This is a genomic window from Nostoc sp. CALU 546, from assembly GCF_048836525.1.
This window is the reverse complement of the sequence record NZ_JAWJTF010000002.1, coordinates 162,424-184,104: the sequence shown is the minus strand read 5'-3', so window position 1 is coordinate 184,104 and position 21,681 is coordinate 162,424. Positions and strand designations below refer to the sequence as shown.

22 protein-coding genes are annotated in these 21,681 nt (G+C 42.0%); 14 read left to right on the top strand and 8 right to left on the bottom strand.

From position 1 onward, the window contains the following. Positions 1–14 precede the first annotated feature (14 nt). Both RRG12_RS01940 and RRG12_RS01935 read left to right on the top strand, forming a co-directional pair. Positions 15–446, top strand: coding sequence for an NUDIX domain-containing protein (locus tag RRG12_RS01940; RefSeq protein WP_420758141.1), 432 nt, complete (start codon positions 15–17; stop codon positions 444–446). Between the two features lie 274 nt (positions 447–720). Then, positions 721–1,911 carry a Rid family detoxifying hydrolase gene (locus RRG12_RS01935; RefSeq protein WP_420758140.1) on the top strand — a complete coding sequence of 397 codons (1,191 nt, stop codon included), beginning with the start codon at positions 721–723 and terminating at the stop codon, positions 1,909–1,911. Between the two features lie 32 nt (positions 1,912–1,943). Here the strand turns inward: RRG12_RS01935 and tumE are convergent, their stop codons facing one another. Both tumE and tumA read right to left on the bottom strand, forming a co-directional pair. Then, positions 1,944–2,348, bottom strand: a complete 405-nt coding sequence (tumE, locus tag RRG12_RS01930; RefSeq protein WP_420758139.1) for a toxin TumE — start codon at positions 2,346–2,348, stop codon at positions 1,944–1,946. Continuing rightward, the gene (gene tumA / locus RRG12_RS01925; RefSeq protein WP_069073408.1) at positions 2,338–2,568 is read right to left on the bottom strand and encodes an antitoxin TumA; all 231 of its coding nucleotides are present in this window, start codon (positions 2,566–2,568) and stop codon (positions 2,338–2,340) included. Before tumA ends, tumE begins: the two co-directional genes overlap by 11 nt. 103 nt (positions 2,569–2,671) lie before the next feature. Between tumA and RRG12_RS01920 the strand changes: the two genes are divergently transcribed. Continuing rightward, a complete protein-coding gene (locus RRG12_RS01920; protein WP_420758138.1) occupies positions 2,672–3,145 on the top strand; it encodes a hypothetical protein in 474 nt (157 codons plus the stop codon). A gap of 150 nt (positions 3,146–3,295) precedes the next feature. On the opposite strand, the gene RRG12_RS01915 is transcribed toward RRG12_RS01920, so the two are convergent. Beyond that, positions 3,296–3,457 carry a hypothetical protein gene (locus tag RRG12_RS01915; RefSeq protein WP_420758137.1) on the bottom strand — a complete coding sequence of 54 codons (162 nt, stop codon included), beginning with the start codon at positions 3,455–3,457 and terminating at the stop codon, positions 3,296–3,298. A 10-nt stretch (positions 3,458–3,467) separates the two neighbouring features. Here RRG12_RS01915 and RRG12_RS01910 point away from each other — a divergent pair, with 10 nt between their 5' ends. From RRG12_RS01910 to RRG12_RS01900, 3 genes are all read left to right on the top strand, one after another. Continuing rightward, the gene (locus RRG12_RS01910; RefSeq protein ID WP_420758136.1) at positions 3,468–3,719 is read left to right on the top strand and encodes a hypothetical protein; all 252 of its coding nucleotides are present in this window, start codon (positions 3,468–3,470) and stop codon (positions 3,717–3,719) included. Positions 3,720–3,761: 42 nt separating this feature from the next. Then, positions 3,762–6,563 carry a pentapeptide repeat-containing protein gene (locus RRG12_RS01905; protein WP_420758135.1) on the top strand — a complete coding sequence of 934 codons (2,802 nt, stop codon included), beginning with the start codon at positions 3,762–3,764 and terminating at the stop codon, positions 6,561–6,563. A 112-nt stretch (positions 6,564–6,675) separates the two neighbouring features. Continuing rightward, positions 6,676–6,834 (top strand): hypothetical protein, encoded by a 159-nt coding sequence (locus tag RRG12_RS01900; RefSeq protein ID WP_420758134.1) that lies wholly within the window; start codon positions 6,676–6,678, stop codon positions 6,832–6,834. A 24-nt stretch (positions 6,835–6,858) separates the two neighbouring features. On the opposite strand, the gene RRG12_RS01895 is transcribed toward RRG12_RS01900, so the two are convergent. The 3 genes from RRG12_RS01895 to RRG12_RS01885 all read right to left on the bottom strand — a co-directional run bounded on the left by RRG12_RS01895 (position 6,859) and on the right by RRG12_RS01885 (position 8,447). Then, entirely contained in the window at positions 6,859–7,104 is a 246-nt protein-coding gene (locus tag RRG12_RS01895) for a toxin-antitoxin system HicB family antitoxin (RefSeq protein ID WP_420758133.1), read from the bottom strand. 368 nt (positions 7,105–7,472) lie between these two features. Next, positions 7,473–8,129 (bottom strand): (2Fe-2S) ferredoxin domain-containing protein, encoded by a 657-nt coding sequence (locus RRG12_RS01890; RefSeq protein WP_420758132.1) that lies wholly within the window; start codon positions 8,127–8,129, stop codon positions 7,473–7,475. Between the two features lie 66 nt (positions 8,130–8,195). Continuing rightward, positions 8,196–8,447, bottom strand: a complete 252-nt coding sequence (locus tag RRG12_RS01885) for an Asr1405/Asl0597 family protein (protein WP_420758131.1) — start codon at positions 8,445–8,447, stop codon at positions 8,196–8,198. An 809-nt stretch (positions 8,448–9,256) separates the two neighbouring features. Between RRG12_RS01885 and RRG12_RS01880 the strand changes: the two genes are divergently transcribed. The 7 genes from RRG12_RS01880 to nblB all read left to right on the top strand — a co-directional run bounded on the left by RRG12_RS01880 (position 9,257) and on the right by nblB (position 18,387). Further along, positions 9,257–9,811, top strand: coding sequence for a Dps family protein (locus RRG12_RS01880; protein WP_069073416.1), 555 nt, complete (start codon positions 9,257–9,259; stop codon positions 9,809–9,811). Positions 9,812–10,420: 609 nt separating this feature from the next. Next, complete coding sequence (carB, locus tag RRG12_RS01875; RefSeq protein WP_420758130.1) at positions 10,421–13,687, top strand: carbamoyl-phosphate synthase large subunit; 3,267 nt, start codon at positions 10,421–10,423, stop codon at positions 13,685–13,687. Positions 13,688–14,258: 571 nt separating this feature from the next. Continuing rightward, a complete protein-coding gene (locus tag RRG12_RS01870; protein WP_069073418.1) occupies positions 14,259–15,215 on the top strand; it encodes an RNA polymerase sigma factor, RpoD/SigA family in 957 nt (318 codons plus the stop codon). 526 nt (positions 15,216–15,741) lie between these two features. Further along, the gene (locus RRG12_RS01865; protein WP_420758129.1) at positions 15,742–16,086 is read left to right on the top strand and encodes a DUF760 domain-containing protein; all 345 of its coding nucleotides are present in this window, start codon (positions 15,742–15,744) and stop codon (positions 16,084–16,086) included. 431 nt (positions 16,087–16,517) lie between these two features. Beyond that, positions 16,518–16,934: an 8-oxo-dGTP diphosphatase MutT gene (mutT, locus tag RRG12_RS01860; protein WP_069073420.1), complete on the top strand. Its 417-nt coding sequence runs from the start codon at positions 16,518–16,520 to the stop codon at positions 16,932–16,934. 244 nt (positions 16,935–17,178) lie between these two features. Next, on the top strand, positions 17,179–17,643 hold the full coding sequence (locus tag RRG12_RS01855; protein WP_256091262.1) for a CBS domain-containing protein: 465 nt from the start codon (positions 17,179–17,181) through the stop codon (positions 17,641–17,643). A 78-nt stretch (positions 17,644–17,721) separates the two neighbouring features. Continuing rightward, positions 17,722–18,387, top strand: a complete 666-nt coding sequence (gene nblB, locus RRG12_RS01850) for a phycobilisome degradation protein NblB (protein ID WP_069073421.1) — start codon at positions 17,722–17,724, stop codon at positions 18,385–18,387. Between the two features lie 160 nt (positions 18,388–18,547). Here nblB and RRG12_RS01845 read toward each other — a convergent pair whose 3' ends face one another. Both RRG12_RS01845 and RRG12_RS01840 read right to left on the bottom strand, forming a co-directional pair. Next, the gene (locus RRG12_RS01845; protein WP_420758128.1) at positions 18,548–19,261 is read right to left on the bottom strand and encodes a PEP-CTERM sorting domain-containing protein; all 714 of its coding nucleotides are present in this window, start codon (positions 19,259–19,261) and stop codon (positions 18,548–18,550) included. Between the two features lie 702 nt (positions 19,262–19,963). Next, the gene (locus RRG12_RS01840) at positions 19,964–20,482 is read right to left on the bottom strand and encodes a DUF456 domain-containing protein (RefSeq protein WP_069073423.1); all 519 of its coding nucleotides are present in this window, start codon (positions 20,480–20,482) and stop codon (positions 19,964–19,966) included. Positions 20,483–20,637: 155 nt separating this feature from the next. On the opposite strand from RRG12_RS01840, the gene RRG12_RS01835 reads away from it, so the two are divergent. Beyond that, a complete protein-coding gene (locus tag RRG12_RS01835) occupies positions 20,638–21,561 on the top strand; it encodes a M48 family metallopeptidase (RefSeq protein WP_069073424.1) in 924 nt (307 codons plus the stop codon). Positions 21,562–21,681 lie beyond the last annotated feature (120 nt).

Sequence of the window (21,681 nt, the reverse complement as noted above, 5' to 3'; positions counted from 1 at the left end):
AAATCCAAAATTCCATGACTTACCGAAATCCTGCACCGACAGTTGATATCATCATTGAACTAGTAGATCGACCTCATCGGCCAATAGTGTTAATTGAAAGACATAATCTACCCTTAGGTTGGGCTATTCCTGGTGGTTTTGTAGATTATGGTGAAGCGGTGGAAGTGGCGGCGCGGCGAGAAGCTGAGGAAGAGACGGGTTTGCAGGTGGAATTAGTTGAACAATTACTGGTGTATTCTGACCCCAATCGCGATCCGCGTCAGCATACCATTAGTATTGTATTTTTAGCGACAGCGACGGGGGAACCTGTGGCTGGGGATGATGCTAAGGGTGTAGGTATTTTTGAGTCTTGGCGTGTCCCTAGTAATTTATGTTTTGACCACGATCGCATTTTGCGAGATTATTGGCGATATCGGCATTATGGGATACGTCCGAGGTTGGGGTAGAGGCAATACGGTTCGGTTAAGGCAAGAGACGCGATGAATCGCCGTCTCTACAATAATCAGTCTTTGGTAGAGACGGCGATTCATCGCGTCTTTGTGATCTAGAATTTTCATCAAAAAATTTTAACCGAACCGTATTGGGGGTAGAGGGACAAACCACCAAGGACGTGTTCGCGCAGCGTCTCGTAAAGAAGGGCACAAAGGAAGAGGGGAGAAGAATATCTGTGACACAAAATTTTTGTGATTATACTGTGTCAGTGGTATTTAAAGGTGCATTATGGATGCTGAGGAACTTTTAAAACAATATGCAAAAGGTCAACGAAAGTTTGATTCCGTCAATCTGAGAGGAGTAAACCTCAAAGGTGCAAATCTGAGTGGGATAGACCTGACAAATGCAGATTTGACGGGAGCAGATTTAAATAATGCCAACCTGAGTAAGGCATGTCTTAAAAACACAAATCTCACCAGGGTATCTCTGACAAGCGCAAACTTAAGTGGTTTGGTGGAAAGTTCTAGTTTAAATTTGAGTTGGGCAGACCTAGATAATGCCAATTTGAGTGATGCTACGCTAAATTCTGCCAATCTAACTGAAGCTTCTTTCAAAAAAACAAATCTTGTGAGAGCTAACCTCAGTAGTGCAAATTTAAGTCGGGCTAACTTGTTTGAAGCTGATTTGAGTCAAGTAAACCTAATTCAGGTACATTTCAGAGATACCAATTTGCAGGGAGCCAAAATTCGAGGTGTTAATTTATCTCAAAAGAATTTGTCTGGTATGAATCTGGCTGAGGCTGATCTAGGTGCAGCAAATCTCAGAGGCGTAAATTTCAGAAAAGCCTGTCTCAAAGGGGCAAATTTAGAGAGAGCGGATTTACAACAAGCGGATTTAATGAAAGCAAATCTCAACGGAGCAAATCTTAGAAAAACTGACTTAACTGGAGCAAATCTTTACGGAGCCAATCTTCAAGATGCTGACCTAACTGGTGCGATAATGCCAGATGGAGAAGTCTACAAGCCGATCGCTCCTAAAGGGGAAATCGGTAAACAGGAAACATCGTTAGAGAAAGTAATATCTATGACTCGTAAAGTAATTAATACTGATAACGCACCCGCACCAGTCGGCCCTTATAATCAAGCGATCGCAGCTTCAGGTCAATTTCTATTCATCGCTGGACAAATTGCCATCGATCCTCGCCTTGGTGATGTCGTCTACACTGATGATGTCAAAAAGCAAACTGAGCAGGTATTAGCTAATCTTGAAGCCATCCTCACCGCAGCCGGTGCGACTTTCCAAGATGTCGTGAAAACCACTGTATTTCTAGCTGATATGAATGATTTTGCGGCAGTAAATGCCATTTATGCAAAATATTTCCCGGAAGATACAGCCCCAGCGCGGGCTTGTGTGCAGGTATCGCGCTTACCTAAAGATGTGTTGGTAGAAATTGATGCGATCGCTGTGATTAGCGGTTAGATGGAACGTATCAAGGAGCAAAATCTTAACGGTTACATTTGATTGTTCTGTTCTGACTCTAAAAATTCCATCACTTCTTGTAGCACATCAGCTATATGTGGCTTTTCGCAAGCAATTACGTTGTCGGAAAGATGCTTATGGTGCGGGAAGCTAGGCAAGTTAGGAAAGTGTGGTGTACTGTCATAACGAAAAATCAGACTATTTTGCCCATCTTGAAAGTGATAGCGGTAATCGATATATGTAATCTGATTATCTGCAATAACAAAGGCTTCACTGACTGCTAGTAAATATTTGAGAGCAAAACGTATCCTAATGCGGAGATTAGCTCTCTCTGGTGTTAAAATTACTGCACTATATTCCTCAACGTATGTATTAGAGCAGTTGAGTAAAAGTTGCTCAACTTCATCTAAATAGGCTTGAATAACTTTACGCGACATCTCTGAGTTTGCTCTCTATTTCTTGGTGTAGAGCTAGATAATGTTGGTAGTTTGCTGCCCATTCGACAAATACTTCATCATCAGAAGTTTCGCCTTGGCTATATTTGGCAAAAAATTCTTCTGAATTCATTTGGTAGTTTATTTCATAGGTATTTAACTGTTTGGTAAGGGCAATCAGCGCATCTAGTGGAGATGTATATTCAATGATTTGTTTACGCATTGATTTCTGCATTCAGTTTCATTGTTAATTATCTCTCAATAAATGCGATCGCCTCTAGAACTTTGGGAATACTGAAATTAAGTACCCTAAAGGAGTATTAAAAATGGCAGAAAATCGCATCAGTGCCAGCCTAGCCCCAGCAGATAAAGAAGCGGTAATGCAAGCGATCGCTACAATTAGAGAAAAGTTACCATTCTTGATTGATTTGACCACCGAAGACCGACGCACCATAGTAAAGATGGGAGATAAAAGTCGGGCTTTTGTCAGCAAAGCCTTAGAAGTGGCGACACAGAACCCTAACTTTTTACCTCGTTCTTTTGACTTGGAAGAGATGCGCCGGGATTTGGAAATATATGAAAACTTGTATCCGGTGCTGTTGTCTTTAACCCAACTGCAAGAACTGGTAGATGATACCTGTATTGCGGCTGGTAGTGAAGCTTATGCAGCAGCCTTGGCAATTTACAACTATGCCAAAGCTAGCGGTGATGTTACAGGTTTGGATGCAGTCATCGATGAAATGGGACGCAGGTTCAGCCGCCGTTCCAAGAAAAAGAAACCCGAAGCCGCAGCTAGCTAAAGCCTAAAATAGGCAATCACAGCAGTTATAAATTTGGGTGCAATACACGTTAATCGTAGGGAAGTACACCTGTGCTTCCCCATCATATTTTGTATCTAATACCAATTAAAAAAAAGAATACGACAAATAAACCAATTGTAGAGACGCGATTCATCGCGTCTTTACCCAAGGATAACCAATTGTAGAGACGCGATTCATCGCGTCTTTACCCAAGGATATATTGCAATCATCAATTGAAATAGTATAAAGATTTTTGTAACCCGCGCAGGCGGGTTTTGTCTGTGTAGCCGCAATTTCTAATCGCCAAGGCATTTTTGAGCCTTTGAGCCTGACAGTTGAGCCTTTGAACCTCAACGTTGAGCCTTTGAGCCTGACGATTGAGCCTTTTATCCTCAACGTTGAGCCTTTGAGGCTGAAAGTTGAGCCTTTTATCCTCAGCGTTGAGCCTTTGAGCCTGAGAGTTGAGCCTTTTATCCTCAACGTTGAGCCTTTGAGGCTGAAATTAGAAGTTTATCTAGATAAATTGTTAAATTTACTACTGGTTTTCAGAAAAAATCTGATAAAACCTTGTTGAAATATATTAACTCAGTACATCTACCAGCGTCATACAACAGCGATGAGCAATACCTCTGGATTTTCAGTCAGCAAACCTGTTGCATTATGGAATAAACCCATTAACGCTGACTTTAAAGAACTATTCAAATCACTAGGCAAAGGTGTAATAAATGGGGTTTTGGGTCAGTGGGGAGAGGTAGCCAAAGATGCTGTGGAAGCTACAGCAGCACTAGGTTTAGGATCAGCACCAGAGGAAGTTGCTTGGTTACTAATTTACCGTTCTTTGGTAGAAGCAATAGTGAGTTTGATAAAAGGAAATCAAGAGTTGCTGTTTGAAAAACCAAACGAAAGCGATCTTGAGCTATTGTGCGATCGCCTCAACGATTCCCTAGAAAGTATAGAATTGCGTATTGACCAAGATTTTTTTAGCCGTCCCAAAGATTTGCCGATTCTGGAAGCGATTAAAATTGCTTTTGCGGACTGGTTAAAATACTTTAGCGTCAATCAAGCCCAGGCACTAACAATTAGCCATCGTCTTCCTACCTATTTTGTGTTTGCTTTACATGAAGAGTGGGCAAAACATCCCGAAAAATATGCTTGTTTAAAAGAAGAACTGGATACCCCCTTTACTCAAGCCAATGAACGGGAACAGTCATGGCAGCGTTATTTAGCTTGGCTACAAAAACAGGTTGAAGAACCGATGCTTTTAGAAGCCTTTGGTTTAAAACAGGTTTATGTTCCTTTATACGCCTACTATAAGCAGAAAGTTGGGGGTGAAAAATCAGAAGAATTTGAACGCCGCCTGAGAGAAGATGAGAAATATCAGCGAATTGTTCTTGACTTAGAAACTGAATTAGAAGCTTGGTTAGAAAAAGGCGATCGCAATGATGCCATTAGAGTGATTAGTGGTGGCCCAGGAAGTGGTAAATCTTCCTTTACCAAAATCTTTGCAGCTAACCAAGCAGAAAAAGGGAAAATTCCGGTTTTATTTATTCCTTTGCACCATTTTGAACCCTCGGATGACTTAGTTGAGGCAGTTGGTAAGTTTGTGCGAGATGATGGTTTTCTCAGACATAATCCCCTAGATAAAGATAAGGCTGATTCCCGCTTACTGATTATCTTCGATGGTTTAGATGAGCTTGCCATGCAGGGTAAAATTGCCACTGAAACTGCTCAACAATTTGTGCGGGAAGTCCAAAGAAAAGTAGAGCGATTTAATGGGCGTGAAACTTGCTTACAAGTATTAATCAGTGGTCGAGAATTGGTAGTGCAAGCAAATAGTAGCGACTTTCGCAAACCACAGCAAATCTTGCATATCTTGCCTTACTTTGTTATTGAATATGAGAGAACTAATTACATTGATGATCAAAAGTTGTTGCAGCAAGATCAACGTCAGATTTGGTGGCAGAAATACGGCAATGCTAGCGGACGGGCTTATGATTGCTTACCAAAAGAGTTAAACCAAGATAACCTTACAGAAATTACTGCCCAACCCTTGCTGAATTACTTGGTAGCATTGAGTTTCGACCAGCAAAATAAATTTCCTACAGACGGCAACCTCAATGCAATTTATGCAAATTTGCTCACAGCAGTTTATCAACGCGGTTGGGCTGGTTATCAACATCCGGCTATTCGTGGAATTGAGGAAAAAGACTTTGTTCGCATCCTCGAAGAAATTGCTTTAGCTTCCTGGCATGGAGATGGACGAACAACAACAGTTAGAGAGATTGAAGCCCATTGTGAACACAGTAGTTTAAAGAGTCTTTTAGACAAGTTTCAGGAAAGTGCCAAATTAGGCGTAACTCGTCTTTTGACTGCCTTTTATTTTCGTGAGAGTGGAGTTAAAGAACAGGAAAAAACTTTTGAATTTACTCACAAAAGTTTTGGTGAATATTTGACAGCAAAACGCATCGTGCGAGAAGTTAGACTCATTCATAAAAAGTTGAAGGATCGCCAGGAAGATCCAGATGATGGATGGGATGAGCGCGAGGCTTTAAAAAGGTGGGCAATTCTCTGCGGTGCATCCCCGATGGATGAATACCTTTTTAAGTTTGTTGTGGATGAAATGCCTTTACAGAAGCCATCGGATGTTAGCAATTGGCAGCAGACATTATGCCATCTGATTGGTTTTATGTTGCGTCATGGAATGCCGATGGAATGCTTAACTCCCAGACCTGATTTTCAAGAAGAAAATAGACAAGCACGAAATGCAGAAGAAGCGTTATTAGCTGTCTTAAATGCTTGCGCTAGAGTGACAGAGACAGTTTCAAAGATTCAATGGCATACACCTGAAGCTTTCGGTATTTGGGTTTCCCGCTTGCAAGGGCAAAGATTTGATACTGATACTGATGTATTTTGCTTGAATTGCTTGAGTTTTTTGGATTTGCAAGGTTGCACTTTAGTTTTGAAGGATTTTTGTCAGGCGAATCTTGTAGGGGCAAATTTTAAAGAAGCGTATCTTGAATGGGCGAATTTTAGAGAGGCAAATCTTGTAGGGGCAAATTTTAAAGAAGCGTATCTTGGAGGGGCATATCTTGAAGGGGCGAATCTTGAAGGCGCATATCTTGCAGGGGCATATCTTGCAGGGGCGAATCTTGGATGGGCGAATTTTGAAGGGGCGAATTTTGAAGGGGCGAATCTTGAAAGCGCATATCTTGAAGGCGCATATCTTGAAGGGGCGAATCTTAAAGGGGCGAATCTTGAAAGGGCGAATCTTGGAGAGGCAAATCTTGGAGAGGCAAATCTTGTAGGGGCGAATCTTGTAGAGGCGAATCTTGTAGGGACGAATCTTGAAGGGGCATATCTTAAAGGGGCGATTCTTGAATGGCCAAGACTTAAAGCAGCAAATTTTGAGGGCTACTAAAATTTAGCAAACTTGAATGAAGGTTCAAGTTCAGACTCCAATAAGTGATTTACAAACATTAAGAATTTGTAGAGTGCATTACATTATTAATGCATCATTCTAAATACTTTCGATGCGTTACGCTGCTGCTAACGCATCTCACCAAACCAGCGAACCCAATTGCATACAAACATTAAGCGATCGCAACTACTACTTTGCCTTGCTCATGACAAATCGTAGGCGATCGCTTAATTTAAAACTCTTGCAAATACTTGGCAAAAATTACCCCTGAAGGTGAAGACCTTGCACTGCGTTGTTAGGCTGTGGGTAATTGATCGCAAGATTCCGGTTCAATATCTGGTACTTTCGCTAAAACTGCGTCGTATTTTTCTCGACTGCCTCGCTTTGCTAAATCCCCTAGATAAATTTCAGTTGTGAGTGCAGCGATTTTTTCCGCAACTGCTGTCGCCACAAACTGATCGATAGAAATCCCGTCTTGTTTGGCAAGTTCCTGCAACCTTTTGTACAAAGAGTCAGGAAGCTGGACGCTGAGTTTGCTCATGACAATGCGATCGCTAAATCCAATTGCCTACAAACATTAAGCGATCGCAACTACTACTTTGCCTTGCTTATGACAAACCGTAGGCGATCGCTTAATTTAAAACTCTTGCAAATACTGGGCAAAAGTCTAATGCCGAGTATTAATTAATGGAACACACTTGAGAAGATATTATTAAGCTTTCTCATTAAAATGTCAAGATTTCGCGAAGTAGGTGGGTGGAAAAATCCACAACTATGTCATTGCGAGTGAAACGTATTTCTGCAAAGAAGCAAGCTACGCAAAGCGTTTCGCCGAAAAGCAATCACCAAGATTTCAACGAAGTTACATTTTGTTGCATAGGAAAGTTTATTCATCCTTACCTACTGACATCAGCAAAGCTTGCTATTATATACCGCCACTTCCCTTAAATTCTCAGGCTGCGCTGATAAACTCTTATCACCAAAATGCTGATTCATCAGTGCGGGGATTTGTGCAGCTTGAATTCGGCTATGGCGCGTTTTATCTGGCATAACTAGGTTTGGCCCAGCTTTACAGTTTTTCATACAACCAGTGCCCTTGATTGTAACTTGGTCTTCTAAACCGCGATCGCTTAAAGCCGCCTCCAACGCCTGACAAACTGCTTTACCACCGCGTTTCATGCAATCAGACTTTTGACACACCAAAATCGTGGCTTTAGTCTTAGCTGGTTTTACCTTGACATTATCAATTGATGGGGGTTCTTGTGGTGCAGCAATGGTTTGAACAGCCGCCATGTCAGAACGCGCCGCCATCACACGTTCAGCTTTCAGTGTAACTTTGTCTTTTTTTGTATCGTATTCTTTATAACCAACAACTTGTAGCCAAGTACCTGCTGGTAGCCGCAAGTCAAAAGCAACCCGTAAATGTTTAGCGAGTTTAACGTAACATTCACCCTCATGAGTACCCAGCAATAAACCCTTCAGCTTATAGCCATCTTTAATAACAAAATTTATAAACCTGCCTTCAAGACAAAATTGTGATATTTCCATATTGTGAGATGCACCCATTTTTTAACCTCCTTTTAACTAATACAAGCTATCAAGCGAGATATTCTCAGCAACTAAAGATTAGAACTATTGGTAGCGGTTTTTCCAGCAGCACTCAAGAGTCCAAATCTGGTCTTGACGGGAGGCTGTTAATCGCCGGATCACACTCCAAAGTTGAACAGCTGTCATAGGAGAGGCAATTTCAACTTTCAATGGCTGGTTAGCCGTACAACTACAGGGAATATCTAACTCCTTTAGGCGTTGATAGACTTGCCAGCGGTCTGCCCAATTCACCTCTACAAGGTGGTTGCTTTCTATTTCTGAACTAAACGATTTCAAGAGAATTGCCCTCAAAGTGCAACAAACTTGCAGTAACTACCGCGATTTAACTTTCTGCTTTTTGAAAGTCTTAGGAGTCTAACCTCTTAAAACCAGCATACCTTAAGTGCAAAGAATTCTCATTAATTTTGGAAAAAAAATCAAACTTTTACAGCTATCTCATATTCAGAGGCTACGGTGTACATACAAGTCGAGTTACCCCCCTTAATCCCCCCTTATAAAGGGGGGAAATAGAAAATCTAGTTCCCTCCCCTTTGCAAGGGGAGGGTTAGGGTGGGGTAAAACCTTGGGTTTTTCAGCGATTTCAGACTTGTGTGTACACCGTAGATATTCAAGAGGGGGAAGAAGCAGAGAGAGAACAGAAGAGAAAGAGGTAATTTTTATTTTTTATTCTCTCCCTTGTCCCTTGCACCCCAATACTGCTCGGTTAAGGATTTTTAACTCGGAATTTGGTTTAGGGAAAAGGTTAAAGGGTAAAGGTTAAAGGTTTTTTCTTTCCCCTTTCCCCTTCCCCTTTTCCCCTTAACCGACAAGTATTGCCTTGCACCCTGTCCCCTGCTCTCTTGCTTCTTCACCACTCCCCACTTCTGTTGGAAAATATGCATATTTATACTGTGATGTCAATATTAATGAGATATTTATGCAACTTCATGGGTGTGCCATCATGCAGCAAACAATAAAATTGAGACTTTTTGTAAGTAAAAATACAAAATCTGTTGATGGCAAATTGGCTTGCTCTTATTATTAAAATGTTAATATGTTAGAAATAAGCAGTTAAAATCTATAACTGTTGAAAAGAGAGGAACACAATGTCTGAAACGCAAACTTTGTTACGGAATTTTGGTCATGTATATGACAATCCCGTATTGTTGGATCACAGCGTAACTGCTCCAGTTACAGAAGGATTTAACGTTATATTAGCTAGTTTTCAAGCACTGTACTTGCAGTACCAAAAGCATCATTTCGTAGTTGAAGGCTCAGAATTTTACTCTCTGCATGAGTTTTTTAACGAAAGCTACAACCAAGTACAAGACCACATCCATGAAATTGGAGAACGTTTGGATGGATTGGGTGGTGTGCCAGTAGCTACCTTCAGCAAATTAGCAGAATTAACTGTTTTTGAGCAAGAATCCGAAGGCGTATATTCTTCTCGCCAAATGGTGGAAAATGACCTTGCTGCCGAACAAGCAATCATTGGCGTAATTCGTCGCCAAGCTGCTCAGGCAGAGAGTTTAGGCGATCGGGGTACACGCTATCTGTACGAAAAGATTTTGTTGAAAACTGAGGAACGTGCATATCATTTGTCTCACTTCCTCGCCAAAGACAGCTTAACTTTAGGATTTGTCCAAGCTGCTCAGAGCTAAAACTCTCATAATCTAGATTTTTCTACCTAGACTGAAAGAAAAAGTTGGCAGCACCAACTCTTAAAATATTATTAAAAATGGCAGAGAATGGTATCCCTATTTCTCTGCCATTTTTAATCTAAGTAAACAGATTTATAGAATATTTAATATTGAAAACTTTTGGCAATTAGCTAGTTAAGATAGATTTTTATCTAAGTAATCTATTTGTGTTGAATAAGCAAATAGATATATACCAAAATAAATCACCAGTTCTTGAAAGATATCATCAGCTTAAATAATAAATATTTGCAAAAGCTTTAAAAATTTGAGCATCACAATTAAATAAAATTAGAAATACAAAATAATTGTTGGGCATTGGAAAGAAGGAGGCAGGAGGCAGAAGGCAGGAGGCAGGAGGCAAGGAGGCAGAAGGCAGGAGGCAAGAGGCAAGAGGCAGGAGGTAGAAGTCTTTGAATTGATTTCTCCCTCATCTCCTCCAGTCCCCAGTCCCCAGTCTCCATTCCCCTCTTTGTCATCAAACTTAGAAAACTTAATAATAAAAAGCACGACAGGGGGTAAAGACCCTTAAAATAATCAGGATTTGTATTCTCGTACTCCAAGGCAACGACTATGCCCCGCCGTGATGACCTCCGGAAGATTCTACTGTTAGGCTCTGGCCCAATTGTGATTGGACAAGCCTGTGAGTTTGACTACTCTGGCACTCAAGCCTGCAAAGCGCTCCGAGAAGAAGGCTATGAAGTGGTTTTGGTCAACTCCAACCCTGCAACGATTATGACCGACCCGGAAACGGCCGATCGCACTTACATTGAGCCGCTGACACCGGAATTGGTCGAAAAAGTAATCGAGAAAGAACGCCCCGATGCTTTACTACCAACGATGGGAGGGCAAACTGCCCTCAACCTCGCCGTTGCTTTAGCCAAAAATGGGGTGTTGGAAAAATACGGCGTTGAGTTAATCGGCGCTAAACTACCAGCCATTGAGAAAGCCGAAGATCGAAAACTTTTTGGTGAAGCAATGGCAAGGATTGGGGTAGCTGTGTGTCCCAGCGACACAGCCGAAACTTTGGAAGAAGCCAAAGCTGTTGCCCGCCAAATTGGTAGTTATCCCCTAATTATTCGTCCAGCTTTCACAATGGGTGGAAGCGGCGGCGGTATTGCCTACAACCAAGAAGAATTTGAAGAAATGGCACAGGTAGGTATAGATGCCAGCCCTGTTTCGCAAATTCTCATTGACCAGTCTTTACTCGGCTGGAAAGAATATGAGCTTGAAGTGATGCGTGACTTGGCAGATAACGTGGTGATTATCTGTTCCATCGAAAACCTTGACCCTATGGGCATTCACACCGGGGACTCAATCACCGTCGCTCCCGCGCAAACCCTCACTGATAAAGAATATCAAAGGCTGCGGGATATGGCAATTAAAATCATCCGCGAGATCGGTGTGGAAACTGGCGGTTCTAATATCCAGTTTGCCGTTAATCCAGTTAATGGGGATGTGGTTGTAATTGAGATGAACCCCCGCGTTTCCCGCAGTTCGGCTTTGTCTTCCAAAGCGACGGGTTTCCCCATCGCTAAAATGGCAGCAAAGCTAGCTGTGGGCTACACCTTAGATGAAATTAAAAATGACATCACCAAGAAAACTCCCGCATCCTTTGAGCCGACAATTGACTATGTGGTGACAAAAATTCCCCGCTTCGCCTTTGAAAAGTTCCCCGGTTCCGACCCAGTACTGACAACCCAAATGAAGTCTGTCGGGGAAGCAATGGCTATTGGGCGGACTTTCAACGAATCCTTCCAAAAGGCACTGCGATCGCTCGAAACCGGACGCGCTGGCTGGGGTTGCGACAAAGCCGAAAAATTACCCAGTGGTGAACAAATCCGCGCCCAACTGCGGACACCTAACCCTGATCGCATTTTTGCGGTGCGTCATGCCTTGCAGCAAGGGATGACCATTGAGGAAATCTATGAACTCACTGGTATTGACAGATGGTTCTTAGATAAATTTCAGCAACTACTAGATGTCGAGAAATTCCTGAAGCGGACACCTTTACAGCAATTGACAAAAGAGCAACTCTATGAAGTGAAGCGGGATGGATATAGCGATCGCCAAATTGCTTATGCCACCAAAACCACTGAAGATGAAGTTCGCGCTTACCGCAAGTCGCTAGGAATTATCCCAGTTTACAAAACCGTAGATACCTGCGCGGCTGAGTTTGAAGCCTTTACGCCCTACTACTATTCTACCTACGAAGAAGAAACAGAGGTTTTGCCCGCAACCAAACCCAAAGTGTTGATTTTGGGTGGTGGCCCTAACCGTATTGGGCAAGGAATTGAGTTTGACTATTGTTGTTGTCACGCCGCTTATGCCTTGAAGGATGCGGGGTATGAGACGATTATGGTTAACTCTAACCCAGAGACAGTTTCGACAGATTACGATACTAGCGATCGCCTTTACTTTGAGCCTTTAACAAAAGAAGATGTCCTTAACATCATCGAAACTGAAAATCCAGTTGGGGTAATTATCCAGTTTGGCGGACAAACACCGCTAAAGTTGGCTATTCCATTACAAGAGTTTCTTACCAATAACACTTCTGGACTGCTCACTAAAATTTGGGGTACATCGCCAGATTCCATCGACATGGCGGAAAACCGGGAACGGTTTGAAAAGATTCTCCAACAGTTAAATATTGCTCAACCGCCTAATGGGATTGCGCGGAGTTACGAAGATGCGCTGATTGTTGCTAAACGCATTGGCTATCCGGTGGTGGTGCGTCCCAGCTATGTGTTGGGGGGACGGGCGATGGAAATCGTTTATTCTGATGCTGAGTTGGAACGCTACATGAGCTTTGCGGTACTCATAGAACCAGAACATCCGATTTTGATTGATAAGTTTTTGGAAAACGCGATTGAAGTCGATGTAGATGCGATCGCCGATCACACAGGACGGGTAGTGATTGGTGGCATCATGGAACACATTGAACAAGCAGGGATTCACTCAGGAGATTCCGCTTGTTCCTTACCTTCCATTTCCCTATCACCAGCAGTTCTCAATCAAATTCGCACGTGGACAGTGCAGCTAGCGCAAGCGCTATCAGTCGTGGGGTTGATGAATATCCAATTTGCCGTTATCGGCGCAAGTAGCTATTCTCCCCAAGTTTACATTCTGGAAGCTAATCCCCGTGCCTCCCGCACAGTGCCTTTTGTATCTAAAGCAACGGGCGTACAGTTAGCAAAATTAGCATCCTTAATTATGTCGGGCAAAACCTTAGAGGAGCTAAATTTCACAGAAGAAATCATCCCCACACATATTGCAGTAAAAGAAGCTGTATTACCCTTTAATAAATTCCCTGGAACTGATACAATATTGGGCCCAGAAATGAGATCCACTGGTGAGGTGATGGGGATTGATAGCGACTTTGGCCGGGCCTTTGCCAAAGCGGAATTGGGTGCTGGGGAGCGTTTACCACTGACGGGAACTGTATTTGTATCAATGAGCGATCGCGATAAAGCTGCTGCAAGTGGTGTGGTGAAGGAATTTATCGATTTGGGCTTTACAGTGATGGCTACCCTTGGTACACGCCGAGTTCTTCTGGAACAGGGGCTAAATATTGAATTAGTCTTAAAACTCCATGAAGGTCGTCCCCACGTCCTCGATGCGATCAAAAACCAAAAAATCCAACTTATTATCAACACACCTTCCGGGGAAGAAGCTCAGACTGATGCTAGGTTAATCCGCCGCACAGCCTTAGCCTACAAAATTCCCATCATCACTACCATTGCCGGCGCTAAAGCTACCGTCGCCGCCATCCGTTCCTTACAAAATACGACTTTGGACGTAAAAACCATTCAAGAGTACTGCGCGATTGTGAGGGACTAGGGAATAGGGAATAGGGAATAGGGATTGGCGACTAAGGGTTAGGACTAGAACAAAGTTTTTCAAATACCCAGTCCCCAGTCCCTAGTCCCCAATGCCCAATGCCCAAGAAAATTAAGTAATTGTTATAAGAGAATGACTATAGTTCTCATTGAGATACTTTAACAAATATGAGGAAAATTATTTTAACTAAGATAATTTATTAAATTGACTTTTGGTCAGCCTTAAGATAGAGGGCGACTTTGCATGAACTGGAACAACCAGGAAATTTAATGTCGCCATCTAGCCAAAACTTTCTCATAAATGTTACAATTATTAACAAGGCTCCAATAGAAAAATGTTTAAAAAGCGACCTTTTATCTAACTGTAGATACTTGTGAAAAATAGGAAATAACTGTAGTTTTAGCAGTTAAGAAGCCTAAATTTGATTATTATGAGCAGCCGAGTTTCTCGGGCGCGTAAGTTGCAAACCATAGCATGGGTTCCCAGTCTGACTGGGTAGCACCCTAATAGATAAAGCATCTATCCCTTAATGACCCTACCGCCAACCCCATCATTACCAAAGAGTAGCGCCATGAAGACCGCTCAGACAGCCACAGACCTCGTGCGGACTTACCTGCGTGAGATTGGCCGTGTGCCACTCTTAACCCACGAGGAAGAGATTTTCTATGGTAAACAAGTGCAACGTTCCTGCGCTTTGCACGAATCAAGGGAAAGTCTTGCCACCCAGCTAGACCGTCAACCGACTCTAGAAGAGTGGGCCAAAGCGACAAACCTAGAACCAACAGAATTGAACGAAGCGATCGCAGATGGCGAAATTGCCAAGCGCAAGATGGTAGAAGCCAATTTGCGGCTGGTAGTGTCCGTTGCTAAAAAATACATCAAGCGCAACGTCGATTTACTGGACTTGATCCAAGAAGGTAGTATTGGTATGCAACGGGGCGTAGAAAAGTTTGACCCTACCAAAGGGTATAGATTTTCTACTTATGCCTATTGGTGGATTCGGCAAGCTATAACTCGTGCTATAGCCGAAAAAGCTCGCACTATTCGGCTGCCTATCCATATCACTGAAAAATTAAATAAGATTAAAAAAGCACAGCGTCAATTGTCTCAAAAACTAGGACGCGCTCCTACAGCTGGTGAGCTAGCTGAAGAATTAGAATTGACCCCCAAACAAGTCCGAGAGTATCTAGAAAAGGCGCGTTTGCCCCTTTCCTTGGATTTGCGACTGGGTGATAACTACGACACCGAACTTGGAGAAATGCTGGAAGATCCAGGAGCATCTCCCGAAGAGTTTGTCATGCAATCTTCCTTATCTTATGACTTAGATCGCCTGATGGGTGATCTCACGCCACAACAGAGGGAAGTGATCACATTGCGCTTTGGCTTAACAGATGGACAAGCGCTGACTCTGGCTAGAATTGGCGAAATACTAAACATCAGCCGAGAACGAGTTAGGCAAATTGAGCGCGAAGCCTTAACCAAACTTCGCAAATCTAAAGCCAACATGGATGAATATTTGGCAAGTTAGTCATTAGTCATTAGTCATTAGTCCTTTGTTATCGAACAGAATTCAGGAGTCAGCAGTCAGAATTCAGTTGGGTATTCTGTATGACTGGCGGTGCTTCGCAGCGTTAGCGAGTATTCGAGCCTCGCGTCTAAATAATCGGCGTTTTTGCACCCCCACCGAATTGAAAATTTGGTGGTGCAATAATTCCTGTGCCGGTCTGAATCCCCGGCTGATAGCGTTGCGGAAAGCGAGTCTTGTCTACGACACGCTACGCGAACAAGCGTCTTTATTCTGAATTCTGACTCCTGAATTCTGACTCCTGAATTCTTCTTCAATAATTATTTACAAAGGACGAATGACCAATAATTAATGACAGATGGGTGAGAAAATACGCTGACTTTGGTACGGTTACACCTACTTCCACTCTCAAGCTAGGCTGTTACATTAGTTGACAGGAAGACAAAAGAAATAAGTCAAATCCAAAACAGGCATTTAATATTCAAATCACAAGCACCGCAGCCAGTAGTGGTAGTTAAGGAGCTAAAAAATGAGTAACCCATCCAATCGTGTCTCAGAGTTTTTTAATAGCGAATCAGAAACTAACGATTTACTATGGCAGTACGTTAAATCGTTGAGTCCAGAGACAGTTACCCAGCTATCTAAACCCACATCTGCCGAAGTCTTTCAGGTGATGGAACGGAATATTACAGGACTATTGGGTAATTTACCTTCAGAACACTTTGGCATCACCGTAAGCACCAGTCGGGAAAGTCTAGGTCGGCTCCTGGCTTCTGCTATGATTAGTGGTTATTTCTTACGTAACGCTGAACAGAGAATGAATTTTGAAATCGCCCTACAAGGGGCTGAAACCAACAACAGCGAAATTGACTAGAAATGTAAAATTTGGGAAATTTATTTAATATTCTTGGGCTGATAGCTCATCACAATCGCGGCGATAGGAATTGAAAATAAGCCTCTGTGAAATCTTCGCCGCTAATTCCCAATTATGCATCAACTAATTTTTTTAATATCCAAAATAGTTACAAATTGAGGTTGAAGTTTAAACCATAGGCGCTTCTCTACGAGACGCTACGCGTAGCTTGCTTTCCCGTAGGGGTACGCCTTCCTACAGGGTAGGAATGCAGAGGCTAGCGCGGAGTTTATAAATGATTAATATACATTTGTGGATAAACTAACAGCAGTAGACTAACTTCGCAATAAATCTAAACTCGGCAGAGTTACAACTAGTCTGCCGAGTTTTGTTATTAGTCAAGATTCAGGAATTTTTTCTCTACTCCCCACTCCCAATTTCCCCAATCAACTATGAGTGAAACCAGTTCTTTCCCACCCCACAAAATCATTGGTGTTGCAGTAATTTGGAATGACCAAAAGCAAATTTTAATTGATCGCCGTCGTCCAGAGGGAGCGATGGGTGGTTTGTGGGAATTTCCTGGTGGTAAAATTGAGCCTGGTGAAACTATCCAAGAATGTATTCAAAGGGAAATTTCTGAAGAACTGGGAATAGTAATTGAAGTGGGAGAGCATCTGATTACTATTGACCACAGTTATACAAACTTGCGTGTTACCCTCACAGTACATCACTGCCGCCATCTTACAGGTGTTCCCCAACCTTTGGAATCCGACGAAATTCGCTGGGTAACTTTGGAAGAACTGGAGCAGTTTACTTTTCCGAAAGCGAATACTCAAATTATTGCTGTCTTAAAAGGGACTGGGGACTAGGAAAGAAGCAGAGGGAGCAGGGGAAGCAGGGGAGCAGGGGAAGCAGGGGAGCAGGGGAGCAAGGGAGCAAGGGAGAAGAGTTTTCCCCTCCGCCCCCGGCACCTCTGCCTCTTTTCTAATGACAAATGACTAATGACAAATGACTAATGACAAATCCCGTAACAATCTATTAATTGCATCAGGTTGAGTCCCGCAATTTTCTACAATAAGCGCAGAGACTTTGATTAAAGGTGTCAGTAAATAAATGCCTAAAACCGTTGCCGATGTGATGAGCCGCGATCCGATTGTCGTCCACGCGGAAACTCCACTGAAGGAAGCTATCCAAATTCTTGCAGAACGCCACATCAGCGGGCTACCTGTTGTGGATGATGTCGGGAAATTGGTTGGTATTATCTCGGAAACCGATTTGATGTGGCAAGAAACTGGTGTTACTCCACCTGCGTACATTATGTTTCTTGATAGTGTTATCTATTTAAAAAATCCTGCTACTTATGAACGTGATTTGCATAAGGCTCTAGGACAAATCGTTGGGGAGGTGATGAGTAAAAACCCGATCGCTATTTCCCCTGATAAAACTTTAAAAGAAGCAGCTACAATCATGCACGATCGCAGCGTTCACCGCTTGCCAGTACTTGACAGCACGGGTCAAGTGATTGGTATCCTCACTCGTGGTGATATTATTCGGGCTATGGCTGCTAGTCAAGATTAGTCATTAGTCAAGAGTTTTTAACACTTAACTGTTGACTTTTGACTGTTTTTTATACATTTGAAAATCAAGGATAACTAAATGAGTATTACTCCGGAGTCTGTTAAGCAATTGCTCAGTTCTGAGGATTTAGGCGATCGCTTACGTGCAGTAAATCAAATTCGCCAACTGGAACCTGCCATTGGCTTTGAATTAATTCAAAGTGCTATTGGCGATCGCAATTCCCGTGTCCGTTACTCAGCGGTGAGTCAAATGGATACACTGGGAACGCAGGATTTACAGTTATCCTTGGATATCTTGCGCGATCGCTTGCTTAATGACTCCGAAGTAGATGTACAAGCAGCAGCAGCAGACTGTTTGGGCGCTCTGAAGTTACGTGAAGCTTTTGAAGATTTGCAGCAACTTTATCATACAACCGGTGAATGGCTCATCCAATTCAGTATTATTGCTACATTAGGAGAATTAGGCGATCCACGAGCCTTTGAACTACTCAAAGAGGCACTCTCATCAGAAAACGAATTAGTCCAAACTGCTGCTATTAGTTCTTTGGGTGACTTGGGAGATATACAAGCAGTTCCCCTTTTAGCTCCCTATGCTACCAATCCAGATTGGCAAATTCGTTATAGACTTGTACAAGCCTTGGCTCGTTTGGGTAATGCAGAAGCCAAATCTATCTTAGAAACTTTGGCTAATGATGAAGTAGATGCGATCGCCAATGAAGCGAAACAATCTTTGCAGTCAGTTTAAGTTTATCTAAGTTAAGAAAATTCATCCTTAAATAGATTTGTCTTACAGTATAAAAAAATTCGACCTAGTTGGAAAAATTTTGCATTCCAGCCAGATCGAATTGATAAATTAGAGTTACTTTTAGCAACTAAAAGTAACTTTTTTATATTTGAGTATAGGTCTATTTGACGAAACTTTTGCGGCGGCGAGACATAACCATTACTCCGCCTACTGCACCCAAGCCTAGTAAAGCCGCTGGTTCAGGAACAGTGGCAAATGTACCACCAGAAAAACTTAAATTACTAATTGAACCACCACCAGTGAGTATTGTATTTACGCTAGCAACACTCGTATTGTTGACTTGGAAAGTTAAGTTTCCTCCTCCATTAGATATTTCCCCAGTTGCACTGGTAAAATATCCGAAAAGTGCAACATCTATACCAACATTAAGACCGCTTTCATTTAGCTTGTAGCTAGAAGATGTCAAAGTAAAAGTATTCAATCCATCTGTTATTGAACTAGTATTCTCTCCAGGGGAAATGAAACCAGGATAAGTAAGATAGCCAAAGTCAATAAATGGATTGTCTGCAACTTTTGATGAAAATGAGATGATGTTACCTATGTTGCCTGAGTTAAACGCTGAAAAGTTTCCTGTTGCAGAACCAATTCCAATTGGAGTGATTGGCTGAGGAGTAAAAGTTAGCGCATCTTGAGAAAATGTGATTTGGCTACTAGCGAAGGGAGATGCAGTAAAACCACCGGTAAACTGAATTTCACCAATGAGTGCAGCAGCTTGTGCAGATCCAGCAGAGGTGAACAACCCAGCAGTAGCTAAGGGTAGTGCAGCAGTAATAGCTAAAGTTGCATTTAGTAATTTAGATTTAAAACCAATCATTGTTGTTTTAGGCTCCTAGTAATAACCGTAAGTCAGAGTAATGTCTTTACTTTTAATCTCAGTAATTTATGAAAAATACTGTCAGTGAAAGCAAAAATTGCGTAATGCATTTCTTATCTCCATAAAATCACATAGACTTAGAGCCTGCAATATTTACTGAGTGGTCTTCATCACATCTTCAACGCATTACTATCCTTCATGAAATCTTAATTCCTTATATATCTGCGCTTTGTATATCTTTCATTTAACAGGCTTTAAATTGTTGGCAATAGCTCTGACTTGAAGAAAAGCAATTTACGTATATAAAATTTGCAGTGCTTTTTGATACTTATAATTGCTCAACTATTTTTTAGATAAATCGAGTATGGAATGTATCTATTGTCTTCAGTTACTAATTTTTCGTGAAACGGTTCGTCTCGGAAAATAATTGAAAGGAACCGCTGTATTTATTTAGTAGGACTTACGCAAAATTACATACGGTAGGAGCAATTCATGAATCATTGGTGTCAACTTCAGCTATAAATAGCTTCGCTGCGGGCTTCATAACCCGCCAGAGAATGAATTCTCTGGCTCATAGCTAAAGTCTACTGAAGTTGATTCTTGGAACTTCAGTTCCTTGCGGGACATAGTTTTTGCGTTAAGTTGACATAGCTAAGTGCTAACTATTACCGCTGTTTTCAAAGGTGTCAGACCTTTGAAATGTTAAGAACCAAATACCTGTGGCCAGGTTGTCACAACGAAAACTACAACTGCTGCGATCGCTAACAACCCTTGAATCAAATTACCAACCAAAGATCCGACTACAATTCCTATACCTGCTTTAACCGCCAACCCAAATTCACGACGGTAAAGATACTCACCAATAATTGCTCCCAAAAGCGGCCCTAGTAAAATTCCTAACAGCGGCCCCCCAAAAGGCAAAGTTGGTAATAGTCCCAAAAATCCCACCACCAAACCGACAATTGCGCCAATTTGCCCCCACTTACTAGCTCCAGCTTGTTTTGCTCCTACATAGCTAGCTAAAAAATCCACTCCGACACTGAGGAATAAAACGACAATTGTCACAATTAGGGGAATCTTGATAGCTGCAAAGGAACTACTAACGATTCCCCAAACGATAATTGCAATTAAAATTAAGCTGCTACCGGGAATGGCTGGAACTACAGCACCAATAATACCCACAACCATTACAGCAACTAATAACCAATAAATAATTTGCATAGATCAATTGTAAATTTCCAAATTTCCCAGTAGGGGCGCACATCTGTAGGCACTTACTGTATATTCTATCTTGGCAAGATACCGACAAATGCTTAGTGCATAGTGTTACAACTTTGCCTAATACTTCTAAACTGCTATTTAAAAGCTCAAACCCCATGACGCGAAAAATATTAACTGGACTGAGTTCAGAAGCCTACGAACACCCCTTTGATCGGAAAGCCTTGGCTTCTTTGCAAAATATGCCCGGTGTCTCCTTGCTACTCAAAAAAGTTAACGAATACGGCATCGATCGCTTACTCAGACTGCAAAGCCTTGGTAGTGAAATCAGAGTTTCGCCCCGTAATTTTCCCGAATTACATCAAGCATTTGTAGAAACCTGCCAAATTCTTGATGTTGCTCCACTTCCTGAATTGTATCTGTTTCGAGGCACAGGTCATATTGAAACCTACATCGTTGGGGTAGAAAAATCCCTTGTGGGTATAAATTTAGATGCAATGGAGTGGCTTAACGCAGATGAGTTGCTTTACGTTTTCGGACACGAAGTTGCTCGCATCAAGAGTCAGCACATGGTTTATCATCAAATGGCAATTGTGATGCCAACTTTGAAAAATTTGTTGAGCAGTACCACAATGGGGGTAGGTGGCTTAGTAGCTGGTGGAATGGAACTGGGTTTGTATAATTGGCGGATGATGGCTAGGTTCACTGCTGATCGTGCTGCTTTACTAGCTTGTCAAGATATTGATGTAGCAACTACTACACTGATGAAACTCGCAGGTTTACCAGATGAGTACTTGACTACTGCTGTAATTGAAGATTTCCTTGTCCAAGCTCGTGAGTTTGCATCTAATAGCTTTGATAATGTTGATAAAGTCACCAAAATATTAAGCTATACAGAATCAAGTCTTTCCTGGGTAGTTATGCGAGCTGGTGAATTATTAAAATGGGTTGATTCAGGAGAATATAATAATTTAATTCAACAGACAAATTTAAAGACATCCGAAGAACCGGAAGAAAAAGAAGAAAAAGAAGAAAAAACACCAGAAGAAAAGGAAGGGTGGAATTTCTTGACTTCTTGGTGACTTAATAATTCGTAATTCGTAATGACGCTACAAAATCGTGGGTTTTTGAGACGCGATAAATCGCCGTCTCTACAAGTGTTTGTGTTTCCTAGTATAGCGAGGTACAGCTTAACCTCACCT